General features: G+C 59.8%; 12 protein-coding genes, 4 tRNA genes and 1 pseudogene. 9 read left to right on the plus strand and 8 right to left on the minus strand.

Features of this window, described 5'->3' with window-relative positions; all coding sequences use genetic code 11:
- Positions 1–70 precede the first annotated feature (70 nt).
- Positions 71–1,078, minus strand: a complete 1,008-nt coding sequence (locus AACY52_RS05060) for an NADP-dependent oxidoreductase (RefSeq protein WP_339414652.1) — start codon at positions 1,076–1,078, stop codon at positions 71–73.
- Between the two features lie 240 nt (positions 1,079–1,318).
- On the opposite strand from AACY52_RS05060, the gene AACY52_RS05065 reads away from it, so the two are divergent.
- The 4 genes and pseudogenes from AACY52_RS05065 to AACY52_RS32200 all read left to right on the plus strand — a co-directional run bounded on the left by AACY52_RS05065 (position 1,319) and on the right by AACY52_RS32200 (position 5,779).
- Positions 1,319–2,080, plus strand: coding sequence for an SDR family oxidoreductase (locus AACY52_RS05065; protein ID WP_339414651.1), 762 nt, complete (start codon positions 1,319–1,321; stop codon positions 2,078–2,080).
- A gap of 204 nt (positions 2,081–2,284) precedes the next feature.
- Positions 2,285–3,697 (plus strand): PLP-dependent aminotransferase family protein, encoded by a 1,413-nt coding sequence (locus AACY52_RS05070; protein WP_339414650.1) that lies wholly within the window; start codon positions 2,285–2,287, stop codon positions 3,695–3,697.
- A 180-nt stretch (positions 3,698–3,877) separates the two neighbouring features.
- Positions 3,878–4,918, plus strand: a pseudogene (locus tag AACY52_RS32195) (HAMP domain-containing protein); the annotation flags it as partial.
- 18 nt (positions 4,919–4,936) lie between these two features.
- Positions 4,937–5,779, plus strand: coding sequence for a methyl-accepting chemotaxis protein (locus tag AACY52_RS32200; RefSeq protein ID WP_370468012.1), 843 nt, complete (start codon positions 4,937–4,939; stop codon positions 5,777–5,779).
- Between the two features lie 36 nt (positions 5,780–5,815).
- Here the strand turns inward: AACY52_RS32200 and AACY52_RS05080 are convergent, their stop codons facing one another.
- Both AACY52_RS05080 and AACY52_RS05085 read right to left on the minus strand, forming a co-directional pair.
- A complete protein-coding gene (locus AACY52_RS05080; RefSeq protein WP_339560322.1) occupies positions 5,816–6,628 on the minus strand; it encodes an alpha/beta hydrolase in 813 nt (270 codons plus the stop codon).
- A 117-nt stretch (positions 6,629–6,745) separates the two neighbouring features.
- Positions 6,746–7,516, minus strand: a complete 771-nt coding sequence (locus AACY52_RS05085; protein ID WP_339414647.1) for a hypothetical protein — start codon at positions 7,514–7,516, stop codon at positions 6,746–6,748.
- Positions 7,517–7,875: 359 nt separating this feature from the next.
- On the opposite strand from AACY52_RS05085, the gene AACY52_RS05090 reads away from it, so the two are divergent.
- The 4 genes from AACY52_RS05090 (at position 7,876) to AACY52_RS05105 (ending at position 8,290) form a co-directional block, all read left to right on the plus strand.
- Positions 7,876–7,951 (plus strand) — tRNA-Glu (locus AACY52_RS05090).
- A gap of 4 nt (positions 7,952–7,955) precedes the next feature.
- A tRNA-Gly gene (locus AACY52_RS05095) sits at positions 7,956–8,031 on the plus strand.
- Positions 8,032–8,135: 104 nt separating this feature from the next.
- Positions 8,136–8,211: transfer RNA gene (locus AACY52_RS05100), tRNA-Glu, on the plus strand.
- 3 nt (positions 8,212–8,214) lie between these two features.
- Positions 8,215–8,290, plus strand: a tRNA-Gly gene (locus AACY52_RS05105).
- A 54-nt stretch (positions 8,291–8,344) separates the two neighbouring features.
- Here AACY52_RS05105 and AACY52_RS05110 read toward each other — a convergent pair.
- The 4 genes from AACY52_RS05110 to AACY52_RS05125 all read right to left on the minus strand — a co-directional run bounded on the left by AACY52_RS05110 (position 8,345) and on the right by AACY52_RS05125 (position 14,230).
- A complete protein-coding gene (locus AACY52_RS05110) occupies positions 8,345–9,364 on the minus strand; it encodes an FAD-dependent oxidoreductase (RefSeq protein ID WP_339436685.1) in 1,020 nt (339 codons plus the stop codon).
- Entirely contained in the window at positions 9,351–11,519 is a 2,169-nt protein-coding gene (locus AACY52_RS05115; RefSeq protein ID WP_339414646.1) for a hypothetical protein, read from the minus strand. Before AACY52_RS05115 ends, AACY52_RS05110 begins: the two co-directional genes overlap by 14 nt.
- Positions 11,520–11,636: 117 nt before the next feature.
- Entirely contained in the window at positions 11,637–13,376 is a 1,740-nt protein-coding gene (locus AACY52_RS05120) for a dipeptidase (protein WP_339414645.1), read from the minus strand.
- Between the two features lie 227 nt (positions 13,377–13,603).
- Positions 13,604–14,230, minus strand: a complete 627-nt coding sequence (locus AACY52_RS05125; RefSeq protein WP_339414644.1) for an alanyl-tRNA editing protein — start codon at positions 14,228–14,230, stop codon at positions 13,604–13,606.
- Between the two features lie 89 nt (positions 14,231–14,319).
- Here AACY52_RS05125 and AACY52_RS05130 point away from each other — a divergent pair, with 89 nt between their 5' ends.
- Positions 14,320–15,252 (plus strand): LysR family transcriptional regulator, encoded by a 933-nt coding sequence (locus AACY52_RS05130; protein ID WP_339494402.1) that lies wholly within the window; start codon positions 14,320–14,322, stop codon positions 15,250–15,252.
- A 91-nt stretch (positions 15,253–15,343) separates the two neighbouring features.
- Here the strand turns inward: AACY52_RS05130 and AACY52_RS05135 are convergent, their stop codons facing one another.
- Entirely contained in the window at positions 15,344–15,751 is a 408-nt protein-coding gene (locus AACY52_RS05135; protein WP_339414642.1) for a PA2817 family protein, read from the minus strand.
- Between the last annotated feature and the right edge of the window lie 74 nt (positions 15,752–15,825).

The raw sequence follows: 15,825 nt of genomic DNA on the forward strand, positions 1-15,825 counted from the left end.
CGAACCTGGAAACATAGATGTGGGAGCGAGCACGTCGCATCGCTGCTCCCACAATTAGATCCAAGGTGTGTCAGTTGACCTTGAGTACCAGTTTGCCAAAGTTCTCCCCGTTGAACAGCTTCATCAACGTCTCCGGGAACGTCTCCAGCCCCTCCACGATATCTTCCTTGCTCTTGAGCTTGCCCTGCGCCATCCAGCCGGCCATTTCCTGCCCGGCCGCGGCAAAGTTTGCCGCGTGATCCATCACCACAAAACCTTCCATACGCGCGCGATTGACCAGCAATGACAGGTAGTTGGCCGGGCCCTTCACGGCTTCCTTGTTGTTGTATTGGCTGATGGCACCGCAAATCACCACGCGCGCCTTCAGTGCCAGGCGGCTGAGGACGGCGTCGAGAATATCGCCGCCGACGTTATCGAAATACACATCCACGCCCTTGGGGCATTCGCGCTTGAGCGCGGCGGGCACGTCTTCGCTTTTGTAATCGATGGCGGCGTCGAAGCCCAGTTCATCCACCAGGAACGTGCACTTGTCTGCACCGCCGGCAATGCCCACCACGCGGCAGCCTTTGAGCTTGGCGATCTGCCCGGCAATGCTGCCCACGGCGCCGGCCGCGCCGGAGATCACTACGGTTTCGCCTGCCTTGGGTGCGCCGGTGTCCAGCAACGCGAAGTAGGCCGTCATGCCGGTCATGCCCAGGGCAGACAGGTAGCGCGGCAAAGGCGCGAGTTTTGGATCAACCTTGTAGAAACCACGCGGCTCGCCCAGGAAGTAATCCTGCACACCCAAGGCACCGTTGACGTAGTCCCCGACCGAAAATTTCGGGTTGTTGGACGCAATCACTTTTCCCACACCCAGCGCGCGCATGACTTCACCGATGCCGACCGGCGGAATGTAGGACTTGCCTTCATTCATCCAGCCGCGCATGGCCGGGTCGAGGGACAGGTATTCGTTGCGCACCAGCACCTGCCCATCCTGGGGTGTGCCCACCGGCACTTCCTGGTAGGTGAAGGTTTCCCGGGTCGCCGCGCCGACCGGGCGCTTGGCGAGCAGGAATTGGCGGTTGGTCTGGGCGGTCATGGCAGGGACTCTTCTGGAAATGAACCTGAAGTGATAAACCTTGAACGGCCATGGAGCAAGGTTCACCCAATGCGCGAATGCTTGTCGATAGGCATTGCTGATAGTCAGCCTATGTCTGTTATCACTGCGATCCATGCAGCCTTAACTGGCCTTTTGATAGTGCTGACGCGTCCGGCGTGGCGTTGGCTAGACTCGGGCCACGGCTAGATTTCCCACAACACACTCTTCAGGACATCCTCCATGAGCATGACGTTTTCCGGTCAAGTCGCCCTGGTAACCGGTGCCGCCGCCGGTATTGGTCGCGCCACTGCGCTCGCATTCGCCGCCGAAGGCTTGAAGGTCGTGGTTGCCGACCTGGATGCAGCGGGCGGCGAGGGTACCGTCGCCTTGATCCACCAGGCGGGCGGGGAAGCGCTGTTTGTACGCTGCAACGTCACGCTGGAGGCCGATGTGCAGCAATTGATGGCCCAGACCATCACCGCCTATGGCCGCCTGGACTATGCCTTCAATAACGCCGGAATCGAGATCGAGAAAGGCAAGTTGGCCGACGGCAGCCAGGATGAGTTCGACGCCATCATGGGCGTCAACGTCAAAGGCGTGTGGCTGTGCATGAAGTACCAGTTGCCGCTACTGCTGGCCCAGGGTGGCGGGGCAATCGTCAACACCGCGTCGGTAGCGGGTTTGGGCGCGGCGCCCAAGATGAGCATTTACGCCGCTTCCAAGCATGCGGTGATCGGCCTGACCAAATCGGCGGCCATTGAATATGCGAAGAAGAAAATTCGCGTCAATGCGGTCTGCCCGGCGGTGATCGATACCGATATGTTCCGGCGTGCCTATGAAGCCGACCCACGCAAAGCCGAATTTGCCGCCGCCATGCATCCGGTCGGGCGCATTGGCAAGGTCGAGGAGGTCGCCAGCGCGGTGCTCTACCTCTGTAGCGATGGCGCGGCCTTTACCACTGGCCAGGCCTTGGCGGTGGACGGTGGTGCTACGGCTATCTAGGACCTCGCGTCGCCCGCCATTCGAAAAGGTTTGGGAGGGCTGTGGGGCGTTTCCATAGCTGGCAATGGGCCCTGTCAGAATGTGTATCATTAGGTAAATAATTCAATAAAATCAATACTTTAATAAAATTTGGCGACGGGTTGTGAGGGGCTTCTGTGCTTAACTGTTCTGGGTTGAATAACAGACAGAGGAAGTGAGTGGCGCATGGATTTAGGGATCGATCGACAAGCCCTTGTACCGGTGGTGCAGCAAATCATCAGCGCAGTGGCGCAGTGGATTCGCAACAGTGGGGCGAGTCCCGGCACGCGCTTGCCGTCCATTCGACAGGTGGCCCTCGATAATCTGCTCAGCCAGTCCAGCGTGATCGAGGCGTTCGAGCGGATGGCCGCCCAGGGCGTACTGGTGTCCAAGCCCGGCTCGGGGTTTGTGGTCGCGCAGCCGTCCGGCTTGCATGAGGGCCAATGGTACGAAGGCGCAGAGCGGGAATGGGGGCCGTTCATCGATAACCCAATGGGTGAGCTGAAACTGGGCTGCGGCTGGTTGCCGGATGCCTGGCGCGAAAGCGATGACATCAGCTATGCGATTCGTGAAGTCACCCGTACCGACACCGCCGGTCTGTTCAACTACAGCACCCCATTGGGTTTGCTGGCGCTGCGCGAACAACTGCTCAAGCGACTGACCCAGATCCACATTGCCACCCACCTTGACTGCATTCTCACCACGTCAGGCGCCAGTCATGCACAGGACTTGCTGATACGCACGTTGCTCAAGGCTGGCGATTGCGTGGTGGTCGAATCGCCGGGGTACGGCAACCTCTATCGGCAGCTGGCGTTCCACGGCGTGCAACTGCTGCAAGTGCCGCGCACCCAAGGAGGCCCGGACCTCTCGGCGCTGGAAGCATTGTTGCAGCGGCATCGGCCCAAGTGCCTGTTCATCAACAGCCTGTATCACAATCCCACCGGCACCAGCCTGAACCGCACAGTGGCTGAACGTTTGCTGGAACTGGCGCACCGCGAGAACTTCCTGATCATTGAAGAGGATGTTTTCGGCGACCTGCAACCTGCCAGTTGCACGCGGCTGTCGGCGTTTCCCCATGATGACCGGGTGATCTATGTCGCGAGCTTTTCCAAGACCCTGAGCAGTGCCCTCCGCGTGGGGTATCTCAGTGCCAGCACGGTGATCATCGCGCAACTGGCCAGCCTCAAGACCATGACCGGGTTTGGCACCTCGCGATTTGCCGAGGCGGTGGTGGCCACGCTGCTGGCTAATGGCACCTATCGCAAGTGTGTGCAGCGCCTGCGCAAGCGACTGCGTGCGCAAATGGCCGCTACGTTGCAGGTACTGGAGGACGAGGAGTGGGAGGTGTTCGCCAAACCCGCTGGCGGTATGTTCCTGTGGGCACGGCCAGGGGTGGGGGATCGGTCACGAGTGCAGGGGTGTGCCCGGCGGCTCGGTGTCTTGTTATCGCCGGGGGCGCTGTTCAGTCCAACCGGCGAACCCAGTGACTGGCTGCGTATCAATGTGGCCTATGCGGCCGATCAACGAGCCTTGGCGTTGTTCCGCGCCATGGGGCCTGCCAGATCGACCTCGACCATCCTGAAAACGACGAGCGTGTAGCTTTTTGCCATTATTGTGGCGCCAACGCCTTGTGTTCAATGCCTTGTGGTTGCGAATCTCGCCTGAGTTAACCGGGCTTTATGGCATCTGCCATTGCAAGAGGATTCAAGTGCAATGATTTCGGTCGTGCAACGACATTTCGCCAACCTCGGTATGGCAAAGAAACTGGGCTTGGGCTTCATGCTGGTATTGCTGCTGACCGCGTTGGTCGCGGCCATCGGCGTGTGGTCCCTGCAATCCGTTGGACAGCGTTTCGAAGGCCTCAAGGCCATGTCTTCGCTCAACAGCGGCCTGCTCAAGGTGCGCCTGATCGAGCAGGACTACGCATTGCATGCCGACCCCAAGGCCGTCGATGCCCTGCATGAAAGTGTCGATACCCTGGCAGCGCTCGCGGCCAGCCTCAAGGCTCAATCGCCCGCCAACGTGCCGGTGATGAACGATGTCGAGCAAGCCTTGGCGCAATACCGCAAGGCATTCGATGAGTTTGTCGAATTGACCCAGACCAAGGACCTGGCCCTTGAAATGGCCAGTTGGTCGGTGTCCAGCGTGGCGAACAACCTAGACGTCTTGCAGGCCGGGCTGGCAGATGACGGTGCCTATGGCCTGAAGGAAAGCCAGGGCAAGGAGGGCGCTGAGTTTATCGAGCAGGCGGGACAGATCAGCCAAGTCTCACGCTTGATGTTGCAAGCCATGAACGAAGCCCATGTGCGTCTGGATCAGAGCCGCAAAGTGAGCGGGGAGGGCACTGAGCAGGGCAAGATCGAGCAGGCCGACCAGGCCCTGGCCCAGGTCGAGCAACTGAAGACCTCGGTCAAGGACTCGGGCTACCAGACCGTGCTCAACGAAGTCTCCGGGCATATTGCCGCGTTCAGTGAAAAGCTCGGCGAATACACCGGCCTGCTGGCGCAGGAGAAAGTGGTCTACAAACAGTTGCATGATCGGGCGGAGCAAGTGGTCAGCCGGGTCAACCAGGCTTACAGCGCCGAAGATCAGTCGATGCAGGCGCAGTTAAAGAAAAGCGCAGGGCTGATCATCGGTTCTTCGGCCCTGGCACTGCTGGTAGGGTTGATTGCGGCGTGGGTGATAACCCGATTGATCGTCGCGCCGCTGCGCAGTGTGATCGCCGTGGCCCAGCAGATCGCCGCCGGCGACTTGAGCGGGCGCATGGACGTCAGTCGTCGCGATGAAATCGGCCAGTTGATGCAGGCGATGCAGCAGATGGGCAGTGGCTTGAGCCAAATGGTCAGCGGCCTGCAAGCCGGTATCGAACAACTGGCCAGCTCGGCGCATTCATTGTCCAGCGTCACCGAGCAGACCAATATCGAAGTCAGCAGCCAAAAAGAAGAAACCGAACAGGTTGCCACGGCGATGAACCAGATGACCGCCACCGTTCACGACGTGGCGCGCAATGCCGAAGAGGCCGCGCAAGCCGCGCAGACGGCGGATGACAAAGTCGACAGTGGCCAACGGGTGGTGCGCCAAAGCCTGCAGCGCATCGAATTACTGGCCACCTCCAGCACCAGTGCCAGCACCAGCATCGAGAGCCTGAGCGCAGAGATCCAGCATATCGGCACCGTGTTGAGCGTCATCAAAAGCGTGGCTGAACAGACCAACCTGCTGGCCCTTAACGCCGCCATCGAAGCCGCCCGCGCGGGCGAACAGGGGCGGGGTTTTGCGGTGGTCGCCGATGAGGTGCGCGCGTTGGCCCTGCGCACCCAGCAATCCACGGAAGAAATCGAGCGGTTGGTCAGTACCTTGCGCAGTGCGGCGCAGTCGTCCGTGCAGCAGATCCAGCAAAGCGGCGAGCTGGTGAAGCTGGCAGTGAGCGATGCGCTGGAAACCGAAAGCGCCCTGGGCAGCATCGCGGCGGCGGTGTCGTTGATCCAGCAGATGAACCAGCAGATTGCCGCTGCGGCCGAGGAACAAAGCTCGGTGGCCGAAGAGATCAACCGCAGCGTCACCAGTATCCGTGCCAGTGCGGATCAGTCGGCGCTGAGCATGCAGGGCAACGCTGCGTCGAGTATTCAACTGGCGCAGTTGGGGGCGGAGCTCAAGGGCATGGTGGGGCATTTTCGCCTGTGATCGCAGCGTGTTGGCTGCGATCACTGGGGAGGGCGGTCAGGCGTGGTTGGCCAGGAAGGTCAGCAGCGCTTCGTTGACGAAGTCCGGATGTTCCCTCGCACTGATATGGCCGGCCTGCGGAATCAGGATCAGGCTGCAGCCGATCAGACCGGCCATCTCCTCGGACTCGGCGGGAGGGCGCGGTTTGTCCTGTTCGCCACACATTACCAAGGTAGTGTTGGCATCCAAGCGTGGCAACTGCGCCAGCACATCCTCGCGACTGAAGATCAACCGGCCCAGGGGCACGATGCTGCGCAGCAGGCGCTCTTTGGAGTAACCCTGCAATTGCTTGCACAAATCCTGGTACAGCGCTGATTCGCGATCGATGCCTGGGCGGAAGAAGATCGGAGTAATAACATCCAGCAAAGGTTCAGGGATGGCGCCGGCGTCTTCGATCATCTTGAACAGCGAGAAATAGTACTGGCGCGTGGCCTCGGGCTCGGCGCCGAGGTAGGTGTCCATCAGCACCAGGCTGTTGACCCGCTCGGGGGCGAGCAACGCCAGCCGCGCACCCCACATGCCACCGACCGAGAGACCCACCAGGTTGATGTGTGAAATGTCCAACTGGTCCAGCAGGGCCAGGGCCTGGCGTGCGAGGTCGTCGAGGGAATGGGTTTGCGCCGGCAGCGGGCCGGACTCGCCATGGCCCCACAGCTCGGGCACGATCACGCGGTACTGTTGCGACAGGGCTTCGACCTGCGGCGACCACATGTCGCGGTCCCACAGGTAGCTTGAGCCCAGCAGGACGACGGGGCCGCAGCCCTGGTCGACGTAGTGCAGCGGTTGTCCATCAATGACGGCGACAGGCATAGCAGACCTCTGACTTCACGGAGTGAGGGGCACTTTTTTACGCTAGTCGAGGGGCGGCGGATAGATGCAAAGTGATGGCATGTGGCGAACAGAGTTCGCCACATGGAGAGGGGCCAATCAGTCGTAAATGGCTTTTTTCTTCCATTCCGCGTCGGCGTCGACCACTTTGAGGCCTTCGGTCAATTCGTTGACCTCGTCTTGGGCAGGCTTGCTGTTGGTCAGTACCGTGGAGTTGGCGCGGACCAGTTGGGCTTCCAGTTGTTGCAGCTGTGCGCTGTAGATCCCCGGCTCCGGTTGTTTGCGCAGGTACTGCACGCCACGTTCGAATGCCAGGCGCGCCTGGCCCGGCTGGCTTTGCTGCAAAGCGTGCTGGCCGAGGTTGTTGAAGAACTCGATATGCAGCAACACCAGGATATGGCGGATTTCCTTGATCCAGTGCTTGGCCTCGTTGGACGACAGGAAGCCGTCCTGAGCAGCGCGGGTGACCTGGCCGTGGAGGGCTTCAAGCAGGAAACGCACGTCCTTGGCCTTGGCTTCGGTCTGGATCGGCGCGGGCGGGTTGCTCACCGGGATCGATTCACCCTGGGCCACCAGCGCATTCAGCTCGGCGATGCGGGCCTTGATCGGTGCGCTGGTCTTGTTGAGGTTCAACAGCCGCTGGTTAACGTTGAGCTCCAGTCGGGTCAGCAACAGTTTGAGCGCCGGGGTCATCAACTGGCCAGGAAAGGTCTCGGTGATTTCACCGCAGCGGCGCAGCCGATCATTGAGTTCGATTTCGGTACGTTTCTTTTCCAGCTTGTTGTTTTCCACCACGTGGTTCATATAGCCAATGGCAATCAGTATGGCGATAACGGCTATTACCAACAGGGTGATCATGAGTGGTGTCACCGGTGTGACCTCTTTATAGGGTTTACAGTGGAGTGTAGTGACTGGGCGTTCCGGCGGATAGAACTGATCGACCAGTTGCCCAGGTAGTTTGCTTCTATATAGATAGGCGTTCCCTGCATGAATGCACATTGCCATCATTTTCCGGAGTGAACTATAGCGTCTTGTCGGGCGCCAGAATATAGGCGCCAAAGCCCGAACGGGCATAACGTTCGCACAAGCCCGTAAAGCAGGGCGAAGTCATTGATTTAAATAAATTTATCCTTGGGGGTTGACGACCTTTCAATCCATCCATAGAATGCGCGCCACTTACAGCGTAAAGCGCACAGCGAAACGCGGTAGGGAGTGAATGTTGTACGTGTGTCCCCTTCGTCTAGTGGCCTAGGACACCGCCCTTTCACGGCGGTAACAGGGGTTCGAGTCCCCTAGGGGACGCCAATATGCGGGAATAGCTCAGTTGGTAGAGCACGACCTTGCCAAGGTCGGGGTCGCGAGTTCGAGTCTCGTTTCCCGCTCCAAATTTAAGCAGTGTTGCTCTTGGGCGACACTGAGTGAAACCAGGGCATGATCTTCGGATCTAATCTCTGGGCACTGAAATACACACCATGTATTTCAGTAGCGTGTCCCCTTCGTCTAGTGGCCTAGGACACCGCCCTTTCACGGCGGTAACAGGGGTTCGAGTCCCCTAGGGGACGCCATTTGCGGGAATAGCTCAGTTGGTAGAGCACGACCTTGCCAAGGTCGGGGTCGCGAGTTCGAGTCTCGTTTCCCGCTCCATATTCAACGAAAACGCCGATCAGAGATGATCGGCGTTTTTGTGTGTGTCGATTTTTATTCCTGAGTGTGCAGCCACGCCGGTGGGTGGGGGTGGGCTTGATAAAAGCCGCGCAGCGCCGTCACATCACGTTTGAAGCCTTCCCGTACCCAGGCGTGATAGGCCGCTTGAATAATCGATTCCCCCGCCGGCCAGGACAGGCAATCAACAATCGCCGAGGCAGCCTGCATGCCTGAGATCAATGCCTTGATTACGCCATGGGAGGCACAAGGGTCGAGGGTTGCGGCGGCATCGCCGACTAAAAAGTAGCCAGGCCCCGTGGTGTGCTGAGCGCACCGCCACGTCACGTCGGCGCCTCGCGTCACGTCGGTCGCTGTTTGTTGGTCCAGTGCTTTAGGGATCGCCCTGCAGGTGTCCGCAGCGTAAAACGACAGCTGCGTCCAATGCACGCAGGTGCTGCTGATTCGAGCAAGCCAGTGCCAGCCCTGGCGGTTGGCAAACAGTCCCAGTGCTGTATCCGGAAGGCGGTGGTCCTCGCAGTAGCCATACCTTGCAATCAGCCGAGGTGAAAGGCGCAGGCAGGGTATCTGCAATTGACGTTGCAGCCAGCCATGCCGACCGGTGGCGTCCAACACGTAGCGCGCGGTCCATTGGGTAGCCCCGACCTGAACGCCCGATACCCGACCGTGCTGTTGCAACACCTGGCTGACGCACTTCGGTTGGCTAACCTGCACGCCCAGCGTGCGGGCCTGTTGGAGCAATTGCTGATCGAGCAGGGCGCGCGGGATCTGAAAACCCCGCCAGGCCTCACCGCCAAACCCATGGAAGCGCGGTGGGCCATCCCAATGCACCCAGTGCCCGGCGTGTCTCAGGTATGCCGGATCGGTCAGTAGTGCGTTGCCGCCGAGTTGCCGCAGCAAGGGTTCAACCCCTGGATGCAAAGTCTCCCCGGGTCGGTGTCGAGGGAAATGGCTTCTTTCTACTAAGCCAACCCGCAAACCGCGTTGTGCGCAATGAATCGCCGCGGCACATCCCGCCGGGCCCGCTCCCATGACCACCACGTCAACGTCGTTCATCAACTTTGCGCCAGGGCCCACCGTCCTGGCGGACAAGCAGCGCGTCCTGGCCCATATACAGTTGCACCTGTTGCTCGATCTGCACATGGCGAAGCTTGAAGTTGTCCGTCGGTGTGGTGATCCCCCCGCGCTTGTACAGCCAGTAGTGCTGCACATCGCCCTCCAGCCGATGATTGGCTTGCTGTTGCGCCGCCTCGAAGGCGTCATCCGGCAGTTCTACCCGATAAAACGACAGCAGGGGCCAGAGTTTTCGCTGTTCTTTGTCTGATCCTGCGCCGACTGCCTTGTACGCGCGCCGCATGCCCAGCACACGCTGATGGTACTGCTCGGTGCTGGTCTGCCCGGTCATCGCCAGCGACAACTGGCCGGCCAGTGCGGCTCTTGTGTAATCGCTGTACTCATAGGCCTCGTACTGGACCACCGAGCGTCCTTCAACTTCAATCAGTGCCGGTCCGCTGCGGCCATCCCAGCCCGGGCTGCCGCGCTGGCCTGTTTCGCTGTCTGTCAGCGGGATGACCGTGGCCGACACACTGCGCGGTTCGAACGTGCGGGTCGAGTCCGGCGCGACACCTGGCCAGTAGGAGCCCAGCGCGGCACAGATACGTGCGTCCTCGGTAAATGGGCTGGCCAGTTGATAGCCGCAAAGCACATTGGTAAACGGCGCATCCACCAAGCCGCGGCCGACTTCCCAGCCGGGTCCAAACACACCGTTGGCGAAATCCGGCAGCCAGGATTGTCGCTGGGCACCCGCCACCGACGTGCTCGCGTTGGGCGTTGTCGAGGGCTGGGGATGGGAGATAATCGCCGTGACGCCGCGATCTTCCGGGGAGAAGTGATTACCCGTCAGGGACTGATTGATATAGAAGCGCACGTCGCACAGCGGATTGACCCGTGTATGCCACACCTCCGGGCAAGGTGGCGCCGGGCAGGGGAACACCTCGGGGTCGCTGGACCACGCCTTGAGTTCTCGTTGTCCGCACAGTGGGAAAAAGTCCGGGGCACCAATGATGGAATAGGCGGCAATGCTTTCCAGCATCAACTGCGGGCAGTTCGCCCGCACCCAGCCGTCCGCCATGGCGTCTTGATAGTGCAGGGCGCGATAGCCGCCGGCCTTGACGATTGCATCGACGTTTTCCAACTCATTGAGGTCTTCGACCGAGCCGTCGTCGCGCACGCGATGCCGTCCATGGATCAGGCCACCCGAGTCCGACGGCATCATGAACGACAGCGGGCTGCCCTGATAATAAGCCAGCTCCACCAGGGTCTTTTTAGCGTCGGGCACCAGCAGTCCCGGCGCGAACGTATCGACATCCGCCCAATGGCAGAGTCCTTGGGTAATCACGAAAGGCGGGTTGAGAATGTCAGGTTCCTGCCAGCCGGTACCGTGAAAGCGCCGGTGGATCTGCCCGATCTTTTCGTTGATCTGGTGGCTTTCCAGTTGCACCCTCAGGTCCATCCCCGCCAGGCATTCATCTCCATCGAAAAGTTTGTGCAGGGGCACCCAGAACTCAAGGTCCGAGTCGATGGGCTGGGCGTTCATCGGGCCAAATTGTTCTGGCTGGCCAATGTGTTTTGCCGCGATAAAGGCGCCGTAGCGCGCCGGTATAACGCGCATTTGACTGGGCTGGCCCTCAACGAATGGCAAGAACCCTCGCCGTTGCGGGTCATATAGCGCGGCGGCTGTGCCCACGCGGGCCACGCCGGTGCGGGAAAAACACAAGTCGGCCTGGCGGCGATGCACGGTTTCAGGCTGTGTCCGGTATTCGTAGGCAAACACCGCGATCGCCAGTTGCTGATCACCGAATGACGCCAAGCTGGGGGGCGCTGCGCCGTAGACGTAATTGAGGATCTGCTCGATTTCAGCCGCTGTCGGAAATTCGGTCAGTGCTTCACCGCGGATATCGGTGCTCACGTTGGGCGATGCGAATGCATGAAACAGCAGGCTGTCAGCCGGTCGCCCCGGTTCGATACCACGCATAGCGCTGACAGAGAAGTCTTCGAAACCCGCCAATGTGCGGTTGATCTGCAGAGGTTGGGCAAGTTCTTCGCGCAGCGTGCCCGAAGTGATATCCAGGCCATGGAGCAGCAACAGGTCGCGCCACCCAAAGGGAGCCAGGCGTGTACAGGCACGTTCGACAGCGTTGAGCAGAGACATCCCGATTCCTCCGACAGAGTCAGAGGGCAGGGTACGCAAGAGGATTCAGCGTGGTAACTGACCGAATGGCTAGGTCGGCGCCAAAAGGACCCGCCAGGCTGGCGGGTCCGGGGAGGGTCAGAGCTTCGGCAACTGCCCGATACGGCCCATCATTTCTGTGACAATCTGCAAGTCCAGCAAGAACTGGTCGACGGTCTTGAACTCGTTGTCGGTGTGCCCGGTGTACTTTACTTCCGGCCGCGCCAGGCCGAATTGCACGCCGTTCGGCAGTTCGTGCACGGACGTTGCGCCGGCCGAGGTGCCGAACTTGTGCTCCATGCCGAGGTTTTCGCTGGCCACTGCCAAGAGTGCTTTCACCCATTCACCTTCCGGGTTGCGGAACATCGGTTCGGCCACCGAGTAGGTAAAGTCCACGTTAACCTTGGTTTTCTTGTCCCAGGCGCTCAACTTTTCGGCGATTTGTGCCTTGAGTTTCTCCGGGGATTTGCCCTTCGGCACACGCAGGTTCACCGCCAGTTTGAAGGCTTTGTCATCCAGGCCAACAAAGGTCAGCGAGGTGGTCAGCGGTCCCATGAATTCGTCAGAGAAGCCCACGCCCAGCTTGCCGCCGAGGTAGTCCAGGCCCCAGTTGTCAGACGCATAACGTGCGGCATCGGTAATCTGGTTGTGCTTGAGTGCGATTTTGCCGTCGATGCTGTGGATCAGTTCCAGCATGCGCGATACCGGGTTGATGCCGGACTCCGGCTCGGACGAGTGAGCCGAAACACCAGTGACCGTCAGCTTGACGTCTTTACCGTCGACCTTGGTGGCGACCTCGAAATCACCGCCGTTACGCTTGGCATATTCAGTGCCGGCCTTTTGCAGGCTGGCGGCCAATTCGGCAGGTTTGTCGCTGAGAAACGTTGCAACCGAAGCCGACGGGATCTGGTTAGTCGCCATGCCGCCGGTCATCGAGATGATTTCCGCGCCTTTGCCTTCAGGCTTGCGACGCGGGAAGGTTGCCATCACCGTGCCGTAGCCTTTCTCGGCAATTACCACTGGGTAGCCGCCATCCAGCGCGAGGTTGTATTGCGGCGTCGGGTTCTTTTCAAAGTAATACGGAATTGCGTCGCCGGAGGTTTCTTCGGTGGTGTCCACCAGCAGCTTGAAGTTACGCGCCAGCGCCAGCTTCTCTTCCTTGATGACCTTCATGGCATACAGGGCTACCACAATGGCGTTTTTGTCATCCTCGGTGCCACGGCCGTACATGCGGTCGCCGATCAGCGTGACCTTGAACGGATCTAGCTTGGTGCCGTCTTTCAGCACCCAGTTTTCCGGCGTTACCGGTACCACATCGGCATGGGCGTGGATGCCGACCACCTCATCGCCGCTGCCTTCCAGAGAAATTTCGTACACACGATTGTCGATATTGCGGAAATTCAGGTTGAAGGCCTTGGCGAGGTCTTGGATCTTGCCGGCGATCTTGATGAATTCCGGATTTTTATACTGCGGTAGACCGTCCACATTGAAGGTCGGAATTTCCACTAGCTCGCGCAGGGTTTCGGTGGCGGCCTTGCCATACTTCACCCGCGTATAGATGCCCAGCAGCCGATTGATTTCGTTCTGCTGGTCGGCGCTCAGGGTTTTGTTGTCGAGAAAGGCACTGATCGCCGGGCCCACATCGCTGGTCTTGCCAAGGTCGCCGTTGGCCAGGGTACCGAGGAAACCACGAAAATCACTGACGGAGGTTTCGCTGAAACTCTTGAGAATCGCCGTGCTTTGGTCGGGGGTGATAGTGGCGAAAGCTGGGCCAGAGATGGCCGATAGGCTCGCCGCGAACAGGGTGGCAGCCGCCAGTTGCTTGAGTGGAAAGTGCATGGAGGGACGCATTCCTTTGCTGGTAGTCAGTAGAAGATTTCTGATCGAAGTGTCAGAAATATTTCCACACACTACCACCTCCTTTTTCCATGGGCGAGGGGGTCGAACGGACCTGTAGAAGCAGGCTTGCCGGCAATGGTCGTCAACGACGACGCGAATTGACCGGCTAACCGGCGTGCCTGGGCTATTTGCAGTTGCACGCGCACTTGCGGAATATAGGCGTCTTCTCAGTCGATTTCGTAGCGAACGCAGAGCGCGCCCTTTTTCTCCGACACGGCCAGGATGGTCACCTGGCCCAACTCGCTCAATGTCTGCACATGAGTACCGCCGCAGGCATACGCGGGTAATTCGCCGAAGCCGACTTCGCGAGTGCCGTCTTTGAGGCTCATATGGCGTGGGGAGTCCGCAGCGATCCATTGGTTGACCTGCTGTTGAATCGCCGCGGCCTCCATGACCTGCGCAGTTTCACCACGGATAAAGGTGATCTTGCCTTCGCCTGGCCAGTGATGGGCCTTGATCGGCATCCAACCCAAGGTCTCGCCCACGTTGCCGATCAAGTGCCCGGCGGAATGCAGCCGGGTGTGCAGCGCGCGGCGTTGTTCATCGACCCGCGCGGTGATCGGGCCCGGTTCCAGTGGCCGGTCGACGTAGTGCACTACGCGATCGGCTTCCTGGGTGACGCGCAGTACAGTGCTGTCACCGAGCCAGCCGGTATCGAAGGGTTGTCCGCCGCCCTGGGGGTGAAAAATGGTCGAGTGCAGGATGACTGCAAACTGGTCCTCGTGCGGGGTGCAACCCAGTACTTCAAGCTCGGCAGTCAGGTGGTCGTGGGTGAAAAACAGGCGCTCGGTCATTATCTACATCCGTATCAGGGTTCTACCGACAGTATAAATAGTGCGCAAATGGGTGATAATCCGCCGAATCGTCAATGGACCTGTGCACCATGAGCATCAATCTACCTTTGCCGCTGTTGGGCGAAATGGCGATTTTCGTCAATGTGGTGGAGGCCGGCAGCTTCTCCGAAGCCGCCCGGCAGATGGGCGCTTCACCCTCCTCGGTGAGCCGCAGCATCTCGCGCCTGGAGAGAGCCCTGGCGACTCGGTTGCTGCAACGTACCACACGCAAATTGCGCTTGAGCGAGGGTGGCGAAGAGGTGTTCAGGCGCTGCCAGGAAATGGTCAGCGCGGCGCGTTCGGTGATGGAGATCAGCGGCCAGTTCACCCATGAAGCCGAAGGGCTGGTGCGGGTCAGCGTGCCCAAGGCGGTGGGGCGGTTTGTGGTGCACCCGCACATGCCGGAGTTCCTGCGGCGTTATCCCAAGGTAGATGTGCAGTTGATCCTCGAGGACCGGCCGGTGGACCTGATTGATGACAATATCGACTTGAGTATTCGCATCACCGACAGCCCACCGCCGGGGTTGGTGGGCCGGCAGTTACTGCCTATCGAGCATTTGTTGTGCGCGACACCGCAGTACCTGGACGATCACGGTACGCCGGGCCATCCTCATGATTTGCTGGAGCACAGTTGCATCTATCTGGGGGAAACGCCGGGGGATTCTCGCTGGAGATTCCGCCAGGCCGGCAAGGCAGTGACGGTTCCCGTGCGCGGGCGTTATGCGGCGAACCATACCGGTGTGCGCTTGGATGCGGTGTTGCAGCATGTAGGGATTGGCAGCTTGCCGTATTTCACGGCGCGCCATGCCTTGGAAGAGGGGCGGTTGGTGCAGGTGTTGGCGGGGTGGGACTTTATTGCGTCCTATCATGGCGAGGCGTGGTTGCTGCATTCACCCACGCGGTATCTGCCGCCGAAGTTGCGGGTGTTTATCGATTATCTGGTGGAGTGTATGGCAAAGGAGCCGACACTGCGTCGTCGGTAGATGTGGTAGCTGGCTAGCCTGCGATGGCATCACCTCGGCTCAACTGCAGACCGAGTTGCCTGCATCGCAGGCAAGCCAGCTCCCACAGGAATCAGTGCTTGCTCTGGTCTTGCGGCATGGCCAGCAGCTGTTTTTCCCGGTTCCAGTCGAACGGCTCGTCGTTTTGTTCGGCTTCGAAGCGACGTTCTTCCAGGGCCTGGTACAGGTCCAGTTCTTCGTCTGGCATAAAGTGCAGGCAGTCACCGCCAAAGAACCACAGCAGGTCGCGCGGCACCAAGTGGGCAATTTGTGGGTAGCGCAGGATGACTTGGCTCATCAGGTCCTGGCCCAGGTACTGGCTTTCGATCGGATCAATCGGCAGCTGGGCGCGCAATTCGTCAAAACGCTCCAGAAAAAGCGTATGGCTTTCCTCGGGCACCTGCTCGGCTTCGCCGACGGCAACCAGGATGCTGCGCAAGTGGTCGAGCAAGACGAGATGATCGGCAACGATGTTGGACACGAGATAAGTCCTCTAAAGCAAAAACGGGCGCGAGAGTATATAGCTCTCACGCCCGCATTTATATGACCGCTGAG

The organism is Pseudomonas sp. EA_65y_Pfl1_P113 (assembly GCF_963970525.1).
Classification (GTDB): domain Bacteria; phylum Pseudomonadota; class Gammaproteobacteria; order Pseudomonadales; family Pseudomonadaceae; genus Aquipseudomonas; species Aquipseudomonas tritici.

Excerpts from the sequence above, each read along its gene's own strand:
- AACY52_RS05065 (WP_339414651.1), top strand. The coding sequence starts at position 1,319 with ATGAGCATGACGTTTTCCGGTCAAGTCGCCCTGGTAACCGGTGCCGCC.
- AACY52_RS32200 (WP_370468012.1), top strand. The coding sequence starts at position 4,937 with ATGGTCAGCGGCCTGCAAGCCGGTATCGAACAACTGGCCAGCTCGGCG.
- AACY52_RS05120 (WP_339414645.1), bottom strand. The coding sequence starts at position 13,376 with ATGCACTTTCCACTCAAGCAACTGGCGGCTGCCACCCTGTTCGCGGCG.
- AACY52_RS05125 (WP_339414644.1), bottom strand. The coding sequence starts at position 14,230 with ATGACCGAGCGCCTGTTTTTCACCCACGACCACCTGACTGCCGAGCTT.
- AACY52_RS05060 (WP_339414652.1), bottom strand. The coding sequence starts at position 1,078 with ATGACCGCCCAGACCAACCGCCAATTCCTGCTCGCCAAGCGCCCGGTC.
- AACY52_RS05110 (WP_339436685.1), bottom strand. The coding sequence starts at position 9,364 with ATGAACGACGTTGACGTGGTGGTCATGGGAGCGGGCCCGGCGGGATGT.
- AACY52_RS05130 (WP_339494402.1), top strand. The coding sequence starts at position 14,320 with ATGAGCATCAATCTACCTTTGCCGCTGTTGGGCGAAATGGCGATTTTC.
- AACY52_RS05115 (WP_339414646.1), bottom strand. The coding sequence starts at position 11,519 with ATGTCTCTGCTCAACGCTGTCGAACGTGCCTGTACACGCCTGGCTCCC.
- AACY52_RS05070 (WP_339414650.1), top strand. The coding sequence starts at position 2,285 with ATGGATTTAGGGATCGATCGACAAGCCCTTGTACCGGTGGTGCAGCAA.
- AACY52_RS05080 (WP_339560322.1), bottom strand. The coding sequence starts at position 6,628 with ATGCCTGTCGCCGTCATTGATGGACAACCGCTGCACTACGTCGACCAG.